The 15,924-nt window shown below is 61.6% G+C and carries 15 protein-coding genes; 5 read left to right on the top strand and 10 right to left on the bottom strand.

Translation table 11 applies throughout. From position 1 onward, the window contains the following. Window positions 1-463 precede the first annotated feature (463 nt). Both ACOCLD_RS13610 and ACOCLD_RS13615 read left to right on the top strand, forming a co-directional pair. Window positions 464-1,408: a triacylglycerol lipase gene (locus tag ACOCLD_RS13610; protein ID WP_257778312.1), complete on the top strand. Its 945-nt coding sequence runs from the start codon at window positions 464-466 to the stop codon at window positions 1,406-1,408. Window positions 1,409-1,484: 76 nt separating this feature from the next. Beyond that, entirely contained in the window at window positions 1,485-2,504 is a 1,020-nt protein-coding gene (locus ACOCLD_RS13615) for a lipase secretion chaperone (protein ID WP_422909549.1), read from the top strand. 53 nt (window positions 2,505-2,557) lie between these two features. Here ACOCLD_RS13615 and ACOCLD_RS13620 read toward each other — a convergent pair whose 3' ends face one another. Both ACOCLD_RS13620 and ACOCLD_RS13625 read right to left on the bottom strand, forming a co-directional pair. After that, window positions 2,558-2,992 carry a DoxX family protein gene (locus ACOCLD_RS13620; RefSeq protein WP_233685040.1) on the bottom strand — a complete coding sequence of 145 codons (435 nt, stop codon included), beginning with the start codon at window positions 2,990-2,992 and terminating at the stop codon, window positions 2,558-2,560. Window positions 2,993-3,118: 126 nt separating this feature from the next. After that, window positions 3,119-4,504, bottom strand: coding sequence for a transglycosylase SLT domain-containing protein (locus tag ACOCLD_RS13625; RefSeq protein ID WP_422909550.1), 1,386 nt, complete (start codon window positions 4,502-4,504; stop codon window positions 3,119-3,121). A gap of 237 nt (window positions 4,505-4,741) precedes the next feature. Between ACOCLD_RS13625 and ACOCLD_RS13630 the strand changes: the two genes are divergently transcribed. Both ACOCLD_RS13630 and ACOCLD_RS13635 read left to right on the top strand, forming a co-directional pair. Next, complete coding sequence (locus ACOCLD_RS13630; protein WP_257778309.1) at window positions 4,742-5,566, top strand: TatD family hydrolase; 825 nt, start codon at window positions 4,742-4,744, stop codon at window positions 5,564-5,566. Between the two features lie 191 nt (window positions 5,567-5,757). Next, on the top strand, window positions 5,758-7,224 hold the full coding sequence (locus ACOCLD_RS13635; RefSeq protein WP_422909551.1) for a methyl-accepting chemotaxis protein: 1,467 nt from the start codon (window positions 5,758-5,760) through the stop codon (window positions 7,222-7,224). Between the two features lie 49 nt (window positions 7,225-7,273). Here the strand turns inward: ACOCLD_RS13635 and ACOCLD_RS13640 are convergent, their stop codons facing one another. The 7 genes from ACOCLD_RS13640 to ACOCLD_RS13670 all read right to left on the bottom strand — a co-directional run bounded on the left by ACOCLD_RS13640 (window position 7,274) and on the right by ACOCLD_RS13670 (window position 13,960). Continuing rightward, a complete protein-coding gene (locus ACOCLD_RS13640; RefSeq protein WP_422909552.1) occupies window positions 7,274-8,071 on the bottom strand; it encodes an acyl-CoA thioesterase in 798 nt (265 codons plus the stop codon). A gap of 95 nt (window positions 8,072-8,166) precedes the next feature. Next, window positions 8,167-8,940: a CHAD domain-containing protein gene (locus ACOCLD_RS13645; protein WP_422909553.1), complete on the bottom strand. Its 774-nt coding sequence runs from the start codon at window positions 8,938-8,940 to the stop codon at window positions 8,167-8,169. A gap of 113 nt (window positions 8,941-9,053) precedes the next feature. Then, window positions 9,054-11,048: a transglutaminase TgpA family protein gene (locus ACOCLD_RS13650; RefSeq protein WP_422909554.1), complete on the bottom strand. Its 1,995-nt coding sequence runs from the start codon at window positions 11,046-11,048 to the stop codon at window positions 9,054-9,056. Then, entirely contained in the window at window positions 11,045-12,001 is a 957-nt protein-coding gene (locus ACOCLD_RS13655; protein ID WP_233685047.1) for a DUF58 domain-containing protein, read from the bottom strand. The genes ACOCLD_RS13650 and ACOCLD_RS13655 overlap by 4 nt, the downstream gene beginning before the upstream one ends. Next, window positions 11,998-12,915, bottom strand: a complete 918-nt coding sequence (locus ACOCLD_RS13660) for an AAA family ATPase (RefSeq protein ID WP_257778303.1) — start codon at window positions 12,913-12,915, stop codon at window positions 11,998-12,000. Before ACOCLD_RS13660 ends, ACOCLD_RS13655 begins: the two co-directional genes overlap by 4 nt. Before the next feature lie 158 nt (window positions 12,916-13,073). After that, window positions 13,074-13,682: a flavin reductase family protein gene (locus ACOCLD_RS13665; RefSeq protein ID WP_422909555.1), complete on the bottom strand. Its 609-nt coding sequence runs from the start codon at window positions 13,680-13,682 to the stop codon at window positions 13,074-13,076. Then, window positions 13,682-13,960, bottom strand: coding sequence for a hypothetical protein (locus tag ACOCLD_RS13670; protein ID WP_257778301.1), 279 nt, complete (start codon window positions 13,958-13,960; stop codon window positions 13,682-13,684). Before ACOCLD_RS13670 ends, ACOCLD_RS13665 begins: the two co-directional genes overlap by 1 nt. A 243-nt stretch (window positions 13,961-14,203) precedes the next feature. Here ACOCLD_RS13670 and ACOCLD_RS13675 point away from each other — a divergent pair, with 243 nt between their 5' ends. Continuing rightward, entirely contained in the window at window positions 14,204-15,229 is a 1,026-nt protein-coding gene (locus ACOCLD_RS13675; protein WP_422909556.1) for a patatin-like phospholipase family protein, read from the top strand. Here ACOCLD_RS13675 and ACOCLD_RS13680 read toward each other — a convergent pair. Then, window positions 15,226-15,918, bottom strand: coding sequence for a response regulator (locus ACOCLD_RS13680; RefSeq protein WP_422909557.1), 693 nt, complete (start codon window positions 15,916-15,918; stop codon window positions 15,226-15,228). The two genes, ACOCLD_RS13675 and ACOCLD_RS13680, sit on opposite strands and share 4 nt — an antisense overlap. Between the last annotated feature and the right edge of the window lie 6 nt (window positions 15,919-15,924).

The raw sequence follows: 15,924 nt of genomic DNA on the forward strand, positions 1-15,924 counted from the left end.
CAAAGCCTCCGAAGAGTGCTTCTCAGGGCGCTGCAATCAACAGGTAACCCGGCGCCCCGCAAGTAGCTGTTTAAATCGGCGCATGGGTCGGCATCCTAGAGAAGCACGCGTAAAACTTCAAGGCAGCGACGCGCCCAACCACCACCCCAACCTTTGATTGGCCAAGTAGGTAAACCGCCGGCCAGACTCTTAATCAACCGGCGCTCGCTAGCGTCTCGACCCAACATTTGAGGCCTGGCAGCAAGGCGTTGCCGTTTCAGCCCGTAACAACCGCCCAGCAGATTGCTGACGGCAGGCGTGCAACCGATCAGGCGCAAGGCCCGTGGCAGAGCCTTGGCCGTGCTTTGTGCGAGCCTGGCATGCTTTCTGCCATTGCCTTGGGGCTGTAGTACGCGCCACGGGATGGGCGTTTTGGCTGCATGGACTGCCTTGAACTGCCCGATAAACCCTAGCGAGAGCACCAATGAACAACAATAAAACTCTGCTCGCCCTCTGCCTGGGCGCCGGCTTGTTGGCCTCTGGCAACACCCACGCCTTCTGGTTCGGCTCCTCTGGCTACACCCAAACCAAATACCCAGTGGTACTGGCCCACGGCATGCTCGGCTTCGACAGCATTCTGGGTGTCGACTACTGGTACGGCATCCCTGCCGCACTGCGCCGCGACGGCGCCAGTGTGTATGTCACCGAAGTCAGCCAACTGAACACCTCGGAAGCCCGCGGCGAAGAACTGCTGGAGCAGGTGGAAGAAATCGTCGCCATCAGCGGCAAGCCCAAGGTCAACCTGATCGGCCACAGCCATGGTGGTCCGACCATCCGCTACGTTGCGGCCGTCAAACCAAACCTGATTGCCTCGGCCACCAGCGTCGGTGCACCGCACAAGGGCTCGGCCACCGCCGACTTTATCCGTCAGGTGCCACCAGGCTCGGCTGGTGAAACCCTGCTGGCCGGCATCGTCAACGGCCTCGGCACGCTGATCAACTTCCTTTCCGGCAGCTCCAGCACCAGCCCGCAGAACGCTCTGGGTTCGCTGGAATCGCTCAACAGCCAGGGCGCGGCGCGCTTCAACGCCAAGTTCCCGCAGGGCATTCCCACCACCGCTTGCGGTGAAGGGGCCTACAGCGTGAATGGCGTGCGCTACTACTCCTGGAGCGGTACCAGCCCGGTGACCAACATCATCGACCCCAGCGACCTGCTGCTCGGCGCCACTGCCCTGACCTTCAAGGGTGAAGCCAACGACGGCCTGGTCGGCCGCTGCAGCTCACGCATGGGCAAAGTGATCCGCGATAACTACCGGATGAACCACCTTGATGAAGTCAACCAGACCCTCGGGCTGACCAGCCTGTTCGAAACCGACCCGGTCACGGTCTATCGCCAGCATGCCAACCGCCTGAAAAACGACGGTTTGTAATGAAATAACCAGGGGCTGCTTGCAGCCCCTGGTTCATCTGCGCAACACCCCGCTTGCCATTACCTGAAGACTGCCCGTGAAAAAACTTCTGTTGCTTTCCCCACTGCTGTTCGCCGGCGGCCTGGCTCTGGCGCTGTACCTGCAACCTACGGATATCGCCACGCCACTCAACGACAATCCCAGCGTCGCCACACAACCGCTGCAAACACCCAGCACTGCAGTTCAGGCCACTGCAAGCAAGGCCATTGAACCGCTCAAAAGCCTGCCCGCCTCCTTCAGTGGCACCAGCGTAGACGGCATTTTTCGTCTGGATGCCGACGGCAACCTGCTGATCAGCGAAGACATCCGGCGGATCTTCGATTACTTCCTCGCCGCCGTGGGCGAAGAACCGCTGCGCGCCAGCGTGGAGCGGCTGCGTGCCTATATCGCCGCACAACTGCCGGCCAATGCCCGCGAACAGGCGCTGGTTCTGCTCAATCAATACCTCGATTACAAACGCGAGCTGGTCCTGCTCGAACGTGACCTGCCGCAGATGGCCAATCTGGATGCTCTGCGCCAACGCGAGGCGGCGGTACAGGCCCTGCGCGCGCGGATCTTCGACAGTGAAACGCAACAGGTGTTTTTCGCCCGCGAAGAGGCCTATAACCAGTTCACCCTACAACGCCTGGCTATCCTGCACGACAGCCAGCTGGACGATGCCGGCAAGGCCGCCGCCGTCGACCAGCTGCGCAACAGTCTGCCCGCCGAGATGCAGGATGCCGTGTTGCCGCAACTGCAGAACGAGCTGCGTCAGCAGACCGCGCAACTGCAGGCGTCCGGCGCCAAACCGGAGCAAATCCGCCAACTGCGCCAGCAATTGGTCGGTGCTGAAGCCACCCAACGCCTCGAAGTGCTGGATCAACAGCGGCAGACCTGGAAGAAACGTATCGCCCAGTACCGCATCGACAAAGCCGCAATCGAAAACAACCCGGGCATGAGTGCCAGTGACAAGCGCGTGGCGATTACCCAGCTGGCCACGGAAAACTTCGATGAACGCGAACGCCTACGCCTGGAAGCCGCCGAGCAGCTGGCAACGCAGGAAAAGCCGCAATCCTGAAATGTCAAAAAGCCCACCGAAGTGGGCTTTTTGCTGACTGCACCGTGACTATGTCAGCCGGCGATGCGCTTATCCAGCGACAGCTTGCCAGCGCCTTCAATCAGGATCGCTACGCTGATCGCCAAGAGTGCCAGGGCAAACTCATAACCGTTGTTGCTCATAAAGAAGCCATTGGCCAGGTGCACCGTGACAATTGCCACCACCATGGTCACCGCCAGGACTGCCGCCGCCGGACGTGCCAGCAGGCCGATGATCAGGGCAATACCACCAAAGAACTCGGCACTACCGGCCATCAGCGCCAGCAGATAACCCGGTGCTAGGCCGATACTTTCCATCCACTGGCCAACGCCTTCCAGGCCGTAACCACCAAACCAGCCGAACAGCTTTTGTGCACCGTGAGCAGCAAAGGTGATGCCAGCGATGATGCGCAGGACGGTCAGGCCGTAGCCTGCTTGAGTTGCAACAACAGATTTGATCAGAGCGTTCATGTGCAGCAGTCCTTGTTGTGGGTAGTTGATGGCGTGAAGATTAAACCAATTAACCAATATTAAAAGCCGATAAAATCGCTATAAAATATCGAATAGATTAATAGATTAGCACTCTCAACCTGCGCGCTAAGGCTCCAACAGATAGCGCTCACGGTCATAAGCAAGGTAGTACTTATTCACGCTATTCACATAGCTGACCACGCCCATGCCCATCTGCTCCATCGCCACCCGCTCCACCTGAAAGAACCACTGATTGGGGTTCAGGCCACGCCGGCGCGCTTCCGCTCGCAAGCCCTGTACCCGTTGCGGGCCCAGGTTATAGCCGGCCAGGATAAAGGCCATGCGCTCACGCTCATTGAGCTGCGGACTGTTGAAGTAGTTGCGGCGAATCATCGCCAGGTACTTGGCGCTGGCCTGCACATTGTTGTCCAGCACGCTGATATTGCTTACGCCCACACTGCGCGCCGCCGCCGGGGTGATCTGCATCAGCCCCGTGGCGCCACTGGCACCGCGGGCCGCCGGATTGAGGGTGGATTCCTTGAAGGCCAGTGCGGCCAGTGCCAACCAATCAAAATCATGCTGAGTGGCGTAGCGCTGCAGGACTGGGCGGACTTTCTCCAGACGCTGACGCTCAGTGCGCCCAAGCGGGTAATGCACCTTGTACAGGCGCCGATACACCCGCTGGAACACGGCATCCAGATCTGCCGGGTCGTTATAGCCCTTGAGGAAGCGGTCGATGCTGGCGCCAAGCATCGGCGTATCACGCCGCACATACCAACGCATGTCGCCGTCCTTGGACAATTGCAGATGGCGATCCAGGCGCAGCTTGGGCATCACCTTGGCCCAGCGCTCGGCAATCGGCTGCTCGACGGCCGTCACACTGAAGATCCCGGCCTGGACCATCTCCAGCACATCTTCAACGGCCAGGGTCGGATCGACCCATTCAATGATGATCGGCGAACGCTTGCTGTCGATCAGCTTCTGATTGAGCAGCCGAATCGCCTCGCCGGCCACGCTACCAGCGGGCAGCGCCAGGCTGCGTCCGGAAAGTTGCTCAAGGCTCTGGTAACGCCGATTACCCTGGCGGGCAACGATGATCAGCGGCACATCCTGGCGAATTGCCGCACTGGCGCTGAGCCTGCTGCCACGCGGCATGTTAAGTAACTCACCAGGCGCGACCAGATCGCCTTCACCGCGCTGCAGAGCGGCCAGCAACTGATCCTTGGCCCGTGGAATCAGTTTCAGTTTGAGGTTGCGTCCATCGCGCGCGTTGCGATTGAGGTACTGCTCGAAGGCCCGTAGGCGGTGGTATTCGACGCCAATACTCTGGCCTTTGACTTCGCCCGAGCTGTTACGGCTCTGATTGACCAGCACACGCAACTCGCCGCTGCTGCGAATGCTTGCCAGGTCACGGGCGGCCTTGGGTTGCTCGACTTCCAGCGGGCCAGCCACACGCGCCACCGCTGTGCAGGACAGCAGCAATAGGCAGCAGGTGAGCAGCACTCGCAGCATCAAGGCTCCAGGACAAAAATGGCCGACAGATCAATCCAGCAGACCCGGACAAACCTGCCGGGCGGCATACCACTGGCCGCTCGCGCGGGGCGCGGAGGTTCGCACAGCCCGCCCGGGGACGCCAGCCAGTTATCACACACAACATCACCTATACGATCTAACTATATGTATTAGTTAGCTTTTTAAATCGACAAAAAAGCTCTGCTATGCTGCCCGGTCAATTCAGCAGGTAGCACCATGCAACTCATCGACATCGGCGTCAATCTGACCCATCCAAGCTTTGCCGAACAACGCGAAGCACTCCTCACCCGTGCCTATGCGGCAGGTGTGCAGCAGATGCTGCTGACCGGCACCAGCCTCGACGAAAGCCGTCATGCCCTGGCGCTGTGCCGGCAGTTGGATGACGGCGGCACACATTTGTTCAGTACTGCCGGCATCCACCCTCACGACGCCAGCAGCTGGAACAGTGACAGCTATGCCGAACTCAAGGCCCTGCTGGGTGACGCCCGAGTCCGCGCCGTGGGTGAATGTGGCCTGGACTTCAACCGTGACTTTTCCCCCAGACCACAGCAGGAACAAGTACTGGAACAGCAACTGGCCTTGGCCGTTGAGTTGCAGCTACCGGTGTTCCTGCATGAGCGCGATGCCGACGAGCGCCTGCTGGCAATCCTGCGCCATTACCGGGATCAGCTGCCAGCTGCCGTGGTGCACTGTTTTACCGGGGAGAAACGTGCGCTGTTCAGCTACCTGGATCTGGACCTGCATATCGGCATCACCGGCTGGATCTGCGATGAGCGGCGCGGCAGTCACCTGCATCCGCTGGTCAGGGAAATTCCACGCGGCCGCCTGATGCTGGAAAGTGATGCGCCCTTCCTGCTGCCACGCAGCCTGCGGCCGAAACCGAAGAACGGCCGCAACGAGCCGGCCTTTCTCCTGGAAGTGCTGCGCGAGGTGGCCCTGCACCGTGGGGAAACCGAGCAAATACTGGCAGCCCATACCAGCGCTGCGGCCCAGGCCTTCTTCAACCTGCCACACCTGGAGAGTGCGGCGTCACTCACCTGACTCAGTGCCCATTGATAAGGATCAATGGCCAGGGGTTGGCGTTGCTGGATACTGCTGGCACTTTGCCTAAGGGTTTGCCGCTTTGCGCCTAAACCCAAAGAGTTTCGCGCCGATAACAGGTTTATCGACACACCTCGATAAGCCCAAGCCAACCTGCAATGGCCACTAACCTCCACAAGGAAGAGATGTGCATGAGTCACTGGATTAGCGATCTTTCCCTGAAGTACAAATTCTGGGCCGTCAACGCCGTAGCCTTCTTCACCACCCTGCTGCTGGTGTTGTATGCCCTCCATCTGGAACATCAAACGCACCTGGACGCAGCCAAACAGGCTGCCCAGCAGCAAGCCCGCCTGCTCAGCCAATGGCCGGCAGAGCAGGCCTTGCCCGGTGGCGACAACCTGCTGAGTTTTGCCAACGGGCAGACCCCACGCCTGCCGGATAACCAGGGCAGCGTCTTGGCCAATGCCCGTGGCTGGGTCGAGCTCAATGGCAGCGGCGGACTGATCGGCGCAGAGGTGATCACCCGCCAGGATGGTCAGCGCCTGGCCGTCACCGCCCAGGCGCCCAGTCAGATGGACGTATTCTTTGAGCGTGCACCCAGCTATGCGCTGGTGGTCGCCCTGTTGATGCTGCTACTTCTGGCCGCCTCGCAGTTGCTGATCCGCTTCCTGCTAAGCCACCTCAACACCCTCAAGGACGTGATGCTGCAGGTGGAGAAAAGCGGCGACCTGAGCGCTCGCGTGCCCCTCGACAGCCGCGATGAAGTGGGCCAGATGGCCAGCGCCTTCAATGCCATGCAGGCCGGTTACCAGCGTATCGTCAGCATCGTCGCGCAATCGGCCGCGCAGCTGGATGAAGGTGCCGAGCGCATGGCCAGCAGCATGCGTGAGGTTCGTGAGGGCATGCTCGATCAGCAGAGTGAAACCGAACAAGCGGCCACCGCGATCAACGAGATGTCCGCCACGGTGCACCATATTGCCGAACACACTGCCGATACCCGCGACCAGTCGAAGAACGCCGAACAACTGGCTCGCAGCGGCCAGCAAGTGGTCAACCGCGTAGCGCTGTCGATTTCCGGACTGTCCAGTGGCGTGCAGCAGACCGCGCAGATGATCGAACAACTGGCCGCCGACAGCCAGAAAATCGGTGGCGTGGTCAGCGAGATTCACGGGATTGCCGAACAGACCAACCTGCTCGCCCTCAACGCGGCGATTGAAGCCGCCCGCGCCGGTGAAATGGGCCGAGGTTTTGCCGTAGTGGCTGACGAAGTGCGCAACCTGGCCAAGCGCGTACAGGACTCAACCGACCTCATCACCCAGATGATCAACACCCTGCAAAGTGGCACCCGTGACGCGGTGGACTTTATGCAGGACAGTTCGATCAAGGCGGACGAATGCGTCAAGCAGGCCGATGAAGCCGGTCAGGCGCTGGTCGCCATCACCGAATCCGTGGCGCATATGCGCGAAAGCAACACCCAGATTGCCGTAGCGGCCGAACAGCAAAGCCAAGTGGCTGAAGAAATGAATCGCGCCGTGATCCGCATCCGCGATGTCACCGAGCAGACCGTCGGGCAAACCGGCGAATCGGCGCTGACCAGCGCCAACCTGGCCAGCCTGGCCGGCGAACTGAACAAGGCCATCCGCCAGCTCAAGCTTTAGCGGGCCAAACGGTTATGCCGTTGCCCAGGGCAACGGCAGCAACCAGCGTTTAACCAAACACGGCTACCGTCTGCCGACTGATGGCCAGCAGCTCACCGCTGGCTGTCCACATCGCCGCGGCCACATGACCGTAGCCATCACGCGCATGCTCAATGTGCGCGCGATACAGGCACCAGTCCTGCGTCGTCAGTGCAGTCATGGGCTGGACGAACTCGATGGTCCAGGTCAGCGTGCTGCCCGGTGCCGGCGCATTCAGGTGCGGCAATACGGCGGGCGGCCAGGCATCGACCAGGGCCAGTAGATGGGCCTCATTGACCGCTTCGACCGTATCCTGATCACGCAAACGCACCCAACCGCCCATGTCCCGCGATGGATTGCCGCTGAACGGCATGCCACCGAAGGCCCAGCGCATGGCCAGGTAACGGGTGAACTCAGGGGTGACATTGGGGATATACGGCAATTCCTGGCAGGCTTCCACCGCCGTGGCCTGTGGGGCTGGCTCGGCCGCAACCGCGATGCGCGACTCACGCCCGGCACCGAAACTGCCCTGGACGATGGTCACCACCTGGCCATCCTGCACTGCACGGCCAAGCACCTGACTGACCGCCTTGCCCTCACGCAGCACTTCCACCTCAAAGCGCACCGGCACATCCGGCGCCGCCGGGCCCACAAACGTGATGGCCAGGGAACGCGGCGGTCGCCCACTCGGCACCTGGGCACGCATCGCTTCATACACCAGTGCAGCCACCAGCCCACCAAAACTGGCGCGGCCCTGCCCCCACTGCGCCGGGATCGACACGGCCTGCGGATTGTCACGCACAGCCTGAAGCAATTCAGAAAAACCCATAACCACCTCACACACCCAAGATGTCGGTGATCTTAGGGCAAAGCCTGCGGCCAATGGAACGACATTTCCGCCAAACTAACGACCTTTCTGCCAGATCATCTCGAAGAAGACACAAACTCCATGGCCAGAACCTGCAAGGCCTGGTCAGCCTGCTGTTCTGCCTGCTGCATGGCCGCCCGCCAAGCGGGCACACAGGGCTGCAGATCGCTCTCGGCCTCAGCCCGCAACAGCCACTGCCAGTGATCATGCCAATCACCCAAGGCCGACTGCGCCTGCTTGAGTGCAGCGGCAGACGACCCAGGCAGGCCGCTTAACTGCGGATACGCCTCGGTGGCGTAGCGCAGCCGCTTGACCAACAAACGCAGACGGTGACGGTCATGGGCAGGATCCAGCAGGGCCTGGCTCAGCCGCTGACGGTCCTTGCGCAGGCGCTTGCTGATCAGCTTCTGCAGAGCGCGCGGCTGCCCGCTGCCGGCATCTTCCCGCCACTGCTGCGGCCAGCGGTCAAGAGCGCTGAGCAACTGTTGCAGCGCCGCACTGTCCAGCAGTTGCGCATAGCCCTGCTGCAATAAGGGCTGACGGGCCTGGGCGACACTGCCAAGCCCTTGCTGGCGAAAATGGCCCTGCAGCACCTCAAGGTCACGCAGCGGACCACTCAAGCGGCCCAGTTCTGCCGCTCGCTGCTGCAGGTCGGCACAGGCAGGAATCGCGGTGAGCGGCCTTAACAGGCTGCGCAGCTGGCGCAAAGCAATCCGCAGATCATGCAGGGCCTCATCATCAGTACCTGCCAGCAAGCGCTCACGGCAGGCAAACAGACGCACCTGAATGCGCAGCACATGCCCTTGGATCTTTTCGCTCAAGCCATGCATCACATCACTCCTGTGAAATTGCCCCTCAGCTTATGCGCAACCCCAGCGCCTACAAGTGGCCAATGGTCGCGTGTATTGCCGCAGCAGACACGCGACCACCAAACAAGTCGGCACTAGGGCTCCAGACGGGTAAAACGCCAAGGCAGGGCCTTGCGCAGCACATTCAGGTGCATACGCAACTGAGCCGGGACCAGCGCCTGCCCGGCATAACGCTGCGCCTCGAACGCGGCGGCAAACGCAGCAATTGCCTGGGCCTGCTCAGGTAACTGCTGCGCAGCCCGCGCGGCATAATCGCGCGGCCCTTCGCCGGGCTTGCGCGGCACACCATGACGCGCCAGCAAGGTTTCGAAACGACGGAACAGCCGTTGCTGCACATCGCGCTCGCGCTGCCAGGGTTTGAACAGCCACAGCGCCAGCAAACCCAGCAATAGGCCACCGCCACCCACCAGGCCGAGCACCAGCGACTGAGCATCCACCCGGCCCAGCCAGCGTTGGAGAAACTCCAGCTGCTGCTGGCTCTGATAGCCCAGCACCCAACGCTGCCAGCCGTAGTTGAGGTTGTCCCAAGCCAGGCGCAGCTCATTCAGCCAACTGAGGTTGCGATAACGCAGCGGCGAAAAAGGCGAGTCCTCAAGAAAGCTCTGCTCCCCGGCCAGGGCTTCTTCCAGCCCCATTTCCACCCGTTCGGGAGCCACCTGGAAAGTCGGATCAACGCTGACCCAGCCTTGCCCCGCTTGCCAGTATTCGACCCAGGCATGGGCATCGAACTGGCGCACCTGCACATAGTTGCCCGCGGGGTTGTACTCGCCGCCCTGATAACCGGCCACCACCCGCGCCGGGATACCAGCGGCACGCAGCACATAGGTCATGGCCCCGGCATAGTGGGCGCAAAAGCCGCTACGGGTCTCGAACAGAAAATCATCGATATTGTTCACCCCTAAGGTTGGCGGGGTCAGGGTGTAGGCAAAGGGTTCACGATTGAAGTGGCGAAGCAGCGCCTGCACCAGCTGTTCGGGTTGTGCATGTTCACGTTTGAGCTGAGCGGCCCAGGCACGGCTGCGTGGTTCGCCCTGATCCGGCAGCTGCAGGGCGCGGCGCAAGGTCTCCGGAGCCGGCTGCAACTCACGCTGCGCCTGCGGCCAGGAGGTGACCTGATAGATCAAAGAGCGATCCACTGGCAAACGGCGTTGCAGGCGAAAATCACTCATCTGCCGGGTCTGCTCCAGCGAGGTTTGCGCCACATCCAGGGCAAACAACCAACGCTGTGAACTGGGCTGCATGACGATGCTGTAGCTCAGCGCCTCACCTTGCTTGAGCCACTGCGCGCCCGGAGCGAACTCGGCGTAGTCGGACTGTGACCAGCGCCGCCCATCGAAACGGTCCAGAGTCAACGCACGCCAATACAGCTCACTGCGCGGCGGCGTTTGCCCCTTGAAACTGGCGCGAAAGGCCAGCGCTGCAGAGCGACTCAAATCGGCGATATCCGCCGGGGCCATGCTGTCCGACAGCCCAGTCGTGGCCTTGTCATTCGGCACCGGCAAGGACCACAGCGGCCCCATGCGCGGAAAGAACACAAACAGCAGCAACATCACCGGTAGCGCCTGCAGGAGCATCCCACCGGCCAGGCGCGCGGTCGGCCAGGGTTGCTCGGCCAGGCTGCTCTGCTGCAGCCCGATCAGCGCGGCCAACAATGCCGTCACCGGCAACAGGCTGTAAAAAGCCATCAGCATGCTGTCATCGAAGAGGTAGGCGGTGACCACCACAAAGAAGCCCAGAAACACCAGCACCAACGCATCACGCCGCGTACGCATCTCCAGCAGTTTCAGCACAAACGCTGCCACCAGCAGCACCACCCCAGCATCCAGACCGATCAGGCTGCCACGGGAAAGAAACACCCCAAGGGCTGCAGCCAGCATCAAAGCGCCCTTGGCCCAGGCATTCGGGTAGCGCGCACGCATGCGGAAAATCTGGATGCGCCAGGCGGCGCTGCCCAGCCACAGACCGATAATCCACAGCGGTAAATGCGTCAGATGGGGAATGATCACCAGCACCTGCGCCACCAACAGCCAGGTCAGGCTGATGCGTGGAATCGCGGTAAGCCGGCTCATGGCGCACGCCCGAACAGCGCCAGGGCGCGCAGGCAGGCATCGCGGTGCAACTCACCACTGTCAGCGCCCAATACCTGCCCCGGCAGGCTCAGGGCAAACGGCTGCTGCCGCTCGGATAACTGCAATACCCAGTGGCAGAGCAACGACAGGCGCGTTTCCACATCACCGGCCAAAGCGTCGAAATCCAGGTACAGATCACGCCCGCTGATCGAGGCAAAATCCTTGACCAGCAGGCCTTGGCCTCGGGAATAGGCCTTCCAGTGCAAGCGGCGTTTGGAGTCGCCCGGCTGATAGGTCTTCAGTCCCTGATAGTCATCTACACCCTGACCATGGGGCCGGCTGCCCTCCTCGTCCTGATCCTCACTGGCACCGGCGGACAGCGGCAAATCACCCGGCAAAGGCCGTGGGTAGACCAGCACCTGCTGATCCAGATCGACCCAGCTCCAGGCCACCAGAATCCCCAGCGGAAAACGGCTCTCGACTCGCAGACGACCAGGGCGTAGCCAGCCGCGCTGCAGCGCCGGCAGGTTTAGCTGAGATTCGCTCACACCCTGCGCCGGCACATCCAGCGTCTGTAAATCGGCCGGTGGCCAGCCCAGACTGACGGCCTGATGGGGTCGCTGGCTGCTTTCCAGACGCACACGAAAACTGGCGGGCTCACCGACAAATACCGCCGGCGCAGTACCGGCCTTGAGGATCAGCCCAGCCAGGTTGCGGTAGGTGTGCAGGATGGCCACGATAAACACCGAGGCCAGGAGGAAGGTCAGGCCATAGGCCAGGCTGTTCTGGTAGTTGATCGCTGCCAGCAGCATCAACAGCAGCGCCAGCATAAAAGCCGCACCGACCCGACTGGGGATGATAAAAATTCGCCGCTGATTCAGCCGCACGCTGGCCGCAGCCGGAATCCGCCGCGCCAGCCAGCGGTTCCAGCGTGGTCTGAGCTGGGCGATCAAAGCGCCGGCACCTCACGCAGCAACCATTGCACCAGACTACCGGCACCATGCCCGGCCGGGTCGGCGCGTTCACGCAGGCGATGGCCAACCACTGAGGGCAGTACGGCCTGCACATCTTCCGGAATCACATAATCACGCCCGGCGAGGAAGGCCCAGGCACGCGCCGCCGCCAACAACGCCAGACTGGCCCGTGGTGACAAGCCCCAGGCGAACTGCGGCTGGGTACGGGTGGCATCGACCAGGCGCAGCACGTAGTCGATAAGGGCATCGCTGGCCCGCACCTTAGGAATTTCTGCCTGCACCAGCGCCAGTTCGCGGTGATCCAACAACGCGGATAGGGTCGGCAACAGCGAACGCCGCGAGTCACCAAGCAGCAGGGATTTTTCCGCTGCCTTGCCGGGATAGCCCAAGGACAGGCGCATCAGAAAACGGTCAAGCTGCGACTCGGGCAAGGCAAAGGTACCGCCCTGGCTCACCGGGTTCTGCGTGGCAATCACGAAGAAGGGTTCGGGCAGTGGCCGTGTCGCGCCCTCGATGGTCACCTGGCCCTCCTCCATGGCTTCGAGCAGCGCACTCTGGCTTTTCGGCGTGGCACGGTTGATCTCATCGGCCAGCACCAACTCGGCAAAGATCGGCCCCGGATGGAAGATGAACTGCCCGGTGTCCTTGTCGAACACCGAGGTGCCGAGGATGTCGCCGGGCAGCAGGTCGGAGGTGAACTGGATACGCTGAAAACTCAGGCCCAATACCTTGGCCAGGGCGTGGCTGAGGGTGGTTTTCCCCATGCCAGGCAAGTCCTCGATCAGCAGGTGACCACGCGCCAACAGGCAGGTCATTGCCAGTCGAACCTGCGCCTCCTTGCCCAGAACCACCTGATTGATCGAGTCCAGGCAGGCATCTAATTTCGTGCGCATCGCTCACTCCTTATGCAAGTGGATCGATGCTACTGGGCCGAGATGGGGTCGGCAAAGAGCAAAGTTACCTTTGCTCACGAATCTGTGCCGATAACCTGCACTTTCACACCGAGGACGATTATTTTCGCCTTTGCTTGAAGCGCTGGCGTCCGAACACCTCAGCTCGGGCGCTGCATCTCGAAGGTGTCGCGGGTGCGGGTATAAGCCATGCCACCCAGACGCCCGACCAGATCATGTTTGTGAGCATCGATACGGCCCCGTTCGTCCAGCACCGCATCATCGATATGCGCCAACAGCACTTCGGCGAAGATCAGATGGCAGTTGGGCTTATCTGCCGGGTAAGCCTGAATCTGTGCCACCCGGCACTCAAAGGCCACCGCCGCACCGGCCACCCGAGGCGGTGCGACTCGCTGCGAAGGCTGGCTGGCGATACTGCACTGCTCGAACTCGCTGATGCCATAAGGCAGCACCGCCGCGCTGGCATTCATCGCCTCGGCCTGAGCAAAGGACACAAGCTGAATCACCAACTCGCCGTTGGCCTGCACATTCAACAGGGTGTCTTTCAGGCCACCATCGGCGCGGTGATTGACGTTGACCATCAGCGTCGGTGGATCATCACTGATCACCTGAAAGAAGCTGAACGGCGCCAGGTTGCTGATGCCCTCAGCCGATTGCGTGGAAACCCAGGCAATCGGCCGCGGGGTAATGGTCGACGCCAACCAGCGGTAGCGTTCAAGCGGCGCGAGGGCCTTGAAATCCAGTTGCATCAGCGACCTGCTCGCGACTCACGGATATAGAAACGGGCGCGCTCGGACTTCGCCGTACAGCCCTTGTAAGCCTCGAACTGCTGCTGGGTTTTCGCCGCGGTGAGCAGCGACAGTGCCTTGGAGTAACTCACCGTACCGGCGAAACCCTCGGCCTTGGCCAGGTCCAGCTCGCGCCAGGCGGCGTCCAGCTGATTGGCGCAGCTGTTGCGATAAGCCGTTTTCCCCGCACAACCGCTCAGCACCAACAGCAGCATGGGCAACACGATCCACAGTTTCATCAGGTAACTCCTGCAAATAGACAGACGATTGACTCGGCAGCACAACGCATCGCCGTCAATGATTGCGATGCATCAATACAGCCACTAAGACGCGCAGAACAGGCAAAAGTGCCAACCCCTTGCAACCGCTCTAGCCAGCCACAGCGGGTAAACTGATCGCGCTGGATACTAGCAAATCGCGCCTTGGCGGCGTGCGACACGGCGCGTATGTTCGCCAGATAAATAGTGATGGGGGACATCAGGATGAGTAAGCGCATTGCGCTGGTATTGGGCTCCGGTGGTGCGCGCGGTTATGCACACATCGGCGTAATCGAGGAGCTGGAAGCCCGTGGCTATGAAATCGCCTGCATTGCCGGCTGCTCCATGGGCGCGGTAGTCGGCGGCATCTACGCCGCCGGCAAACTCAATGAATACCGCGAATGGACGCAGAGCCTGGATTATCTGGATGTGCTGCGCCTGCTCGATGTGAGCTTTCGCCTGGGCGCGATTCGCGGTGAAAAAGTCTTCGGCAAGATTCGCGAAATAGTCGGCGAGATCAACATCGAAGAACTGCAGATTCCTTTCACCGCCGTGGCCACCGACCTGACCAACCAGCAGGAAATCTGGTTCCAGGAAGGCTGCCTGCACCAGGCCATGCGCGCTTCCGCAGCGATTCCAAGCCTGTTCACCCCGGTGGTGCAAGGCAAGCGCATGCTGGTCGATGGCGGCCTGCTCAACCCCCTGCCCATCGTTCCGGTGGTCTCCAGCCACTGCGATCTGATCATCGCGGTCAACCTCAACTCGACCAACCAGCAGCACTACGAGCTGCCGGTGATCGAGCGCGCGCCCGCGCTCAAGGGCCGCTTCGACCTGCTGATGAGCTCCCTCGGCTCTCGCCTGCCCTCGTTCAAACGCAAACAGGGCGAGGACGACGAACTGCTTCTGCTGGAAGACCAGAGCCATGCCGTGCTGCCTGAAGCCATCAACCCCTGGCAGCAGAACGTCCGTGGCAACTTGGATAAACCCGCTGCGCCAAAATCCGCCAGCGGCTCACGGGTCGCCGACCTCAGCGGCCCGGCCTCGCTGCTGGAGCTGATAAACCAGAGTTTCGAGGTCATGCAGACCTCACTGGCGCAATACAAGATCGCCGGCTACCCGCCAGACATTCTGATCAATGTGCCCAAGCGGGTGTGCCGCTTCTTCGAGTTCTACAAGGCGCCAGAGCTGATCATGCTTGGCCGGCAGATCGCCAGCGATACCCTCGATAAGTACGAGCGTGGCGACCGTTAAGCTTCACGCAGGCGATAGCCAACCCCGGCCTCGGTGACGATAAAGCGCGGCGCGGTGGGGTCGTCGCCGAGCTTCTGCCGCAGGTGGCCGACCACTACGCGCAGGTAGTGGCTGTCTTCGCCGTGGGTCGGGCCCCAGATGTCCTTGAGCAGTTGCTGCTGGGTCACCACCCGGCCGATATGCTTGGCCAGTTGCGCCAGCACGGCATATTCCTTGCGGGTCAGGCTGACTTCCACACCATCCAGGCTGACCCGGCGGTAGGCGAAATCCACCAGCAGCGGACCGCTGCTGACCGCCGCGCTGGCCTGCTCCACACCGCCGGACAAGCGCAGCAGCACGCGCACGCGGGCGAGGAATTCCTGAATACCAAAGGGTTTGGTCACGTAGTCATTGGCGCCGCCATCCAGCGCCAGAACCTTTTCACCCTCGCTGGCGCGCACCGACAGCACCAATACCGGCACCTGCGACCAGGCGCGCAGCTCGCGCAGTACCTGCTGGCCGTCCATATCCGGCAGACCGAGGTCGAGCACCACCAGGTCCGGCTTGCTCAGCGCAGCCTGGGCCAGGCCTTCCTGGCCCGTAGCGCCTTCCAGCACCTTGTAGCCCTGGGCCGTAAGGCTGATGCGCAGGAATTTGCGAATTTGCGCTTCGTCATCGATAACCAGAATGGTCGCGGGGTTTTGGCTCATTGGCTA

This window comes from Pseudomonas cimarronensis, assembly GCF_049331905.1.
Taxonomy (GTDB): domain Bacteria; phylum Pseudomonadota; class Gammaproteobacteria; order Pseudomonadales; family Pseudomonadaceae; genus Aquipseudomonas.

Coding starts and splice junctions, on each gene's coding strand:
- ACOCLD_RS13610 (WP_257778312.1), top strand. CDS start 464: ATGAACAACAATAAAACTCTGCTCGCCCTCTGCCTGGGCGCCGGCTTG.
- ACOCLD_RS13620 (WP_233685040.1), bottom strand. CDS start 2,992: ATGAACGCTCTGATCAAATCTGTTGTTGCAACTCAAGCAGGCTACGGC.
- ACOCLD_RS13625 (WP_422909550.1), bottom strand. CDS start 4,504: ATGCTGCGAGTGCTGCTCACCTGCTGCCTATTGCTGCTGTCCTGCACA.
- ACOCLD_RS13630 (WP_257778309.1), top strand. CDS start 4,742: ATGCAACTCATCGACATCGGCGTCAATCTGACCCATCCAAGCTTTGCC.
- ACOCLD_RS13635 (WP_422909551.1), top strand. CDS start 5,758: ATGAGTCACTGGATTAGCGATCTTTCCCTGAAGTACAAATTCTGGGCC.
- ACOCLD_RS13640 (WP_422909552.1), bottom strand. CDS start 8,071: ATGGGTTTTTCTGAATTGCTTCAGGCTGTGCGTGACAATCCGCAGGCC.
- ACOCLD_RS13645 (WP_422909553.1), bottom strand. CDS start 8,940: ATGCATGGCTTGAGCGAAAAGATCCAAGGGCATGTGCTGCGCATTCAG.
- ACOCLD_RS13650 (WP_422909554.1), bottom strand. CDS start 11,048: ATGAGCCGGCTTACCGCGATTCCACGCATCAGCCTGACCTGGCTGTTG.
- ACOCLD_RS13660 (WP_257778303.1), bottom strand. CDS start 12,915: ATGCGCACGAAATTAGATGCCTGCCTGGACTCGATCAATCAGGTGGTT.
- ACOCLD_RS13665 (WP_422909555.1), bottom strand. CDS start 13,682: ATGCAACTGGATTTCAAGGCCCTCGCGCCGCTTGAACGCTACCGCTGG.
- ACOCLD_RS13670 (WP_257778301.1), bottom strand. CDS start 13,960: ATGAAACTGTGGATCGTGTTGCCCATGCTGCTGTTGGTGCTGAGCGGT.
- ACOCLD_RS13675 (WP_422909556.1), top strand. CDS start 14,204: ATGAGTAAGCGCATTGCGCTGGTATTGGGCTCCGGTGGTGCGCGCGGT.
- ACOCLD_RS13680 (WP_422909557.1), bottom strand. CDS start 15,918: ATGAGCCAAAACCCCGCGACCATTCTGGTTATCGATGACGAAGCGCAA.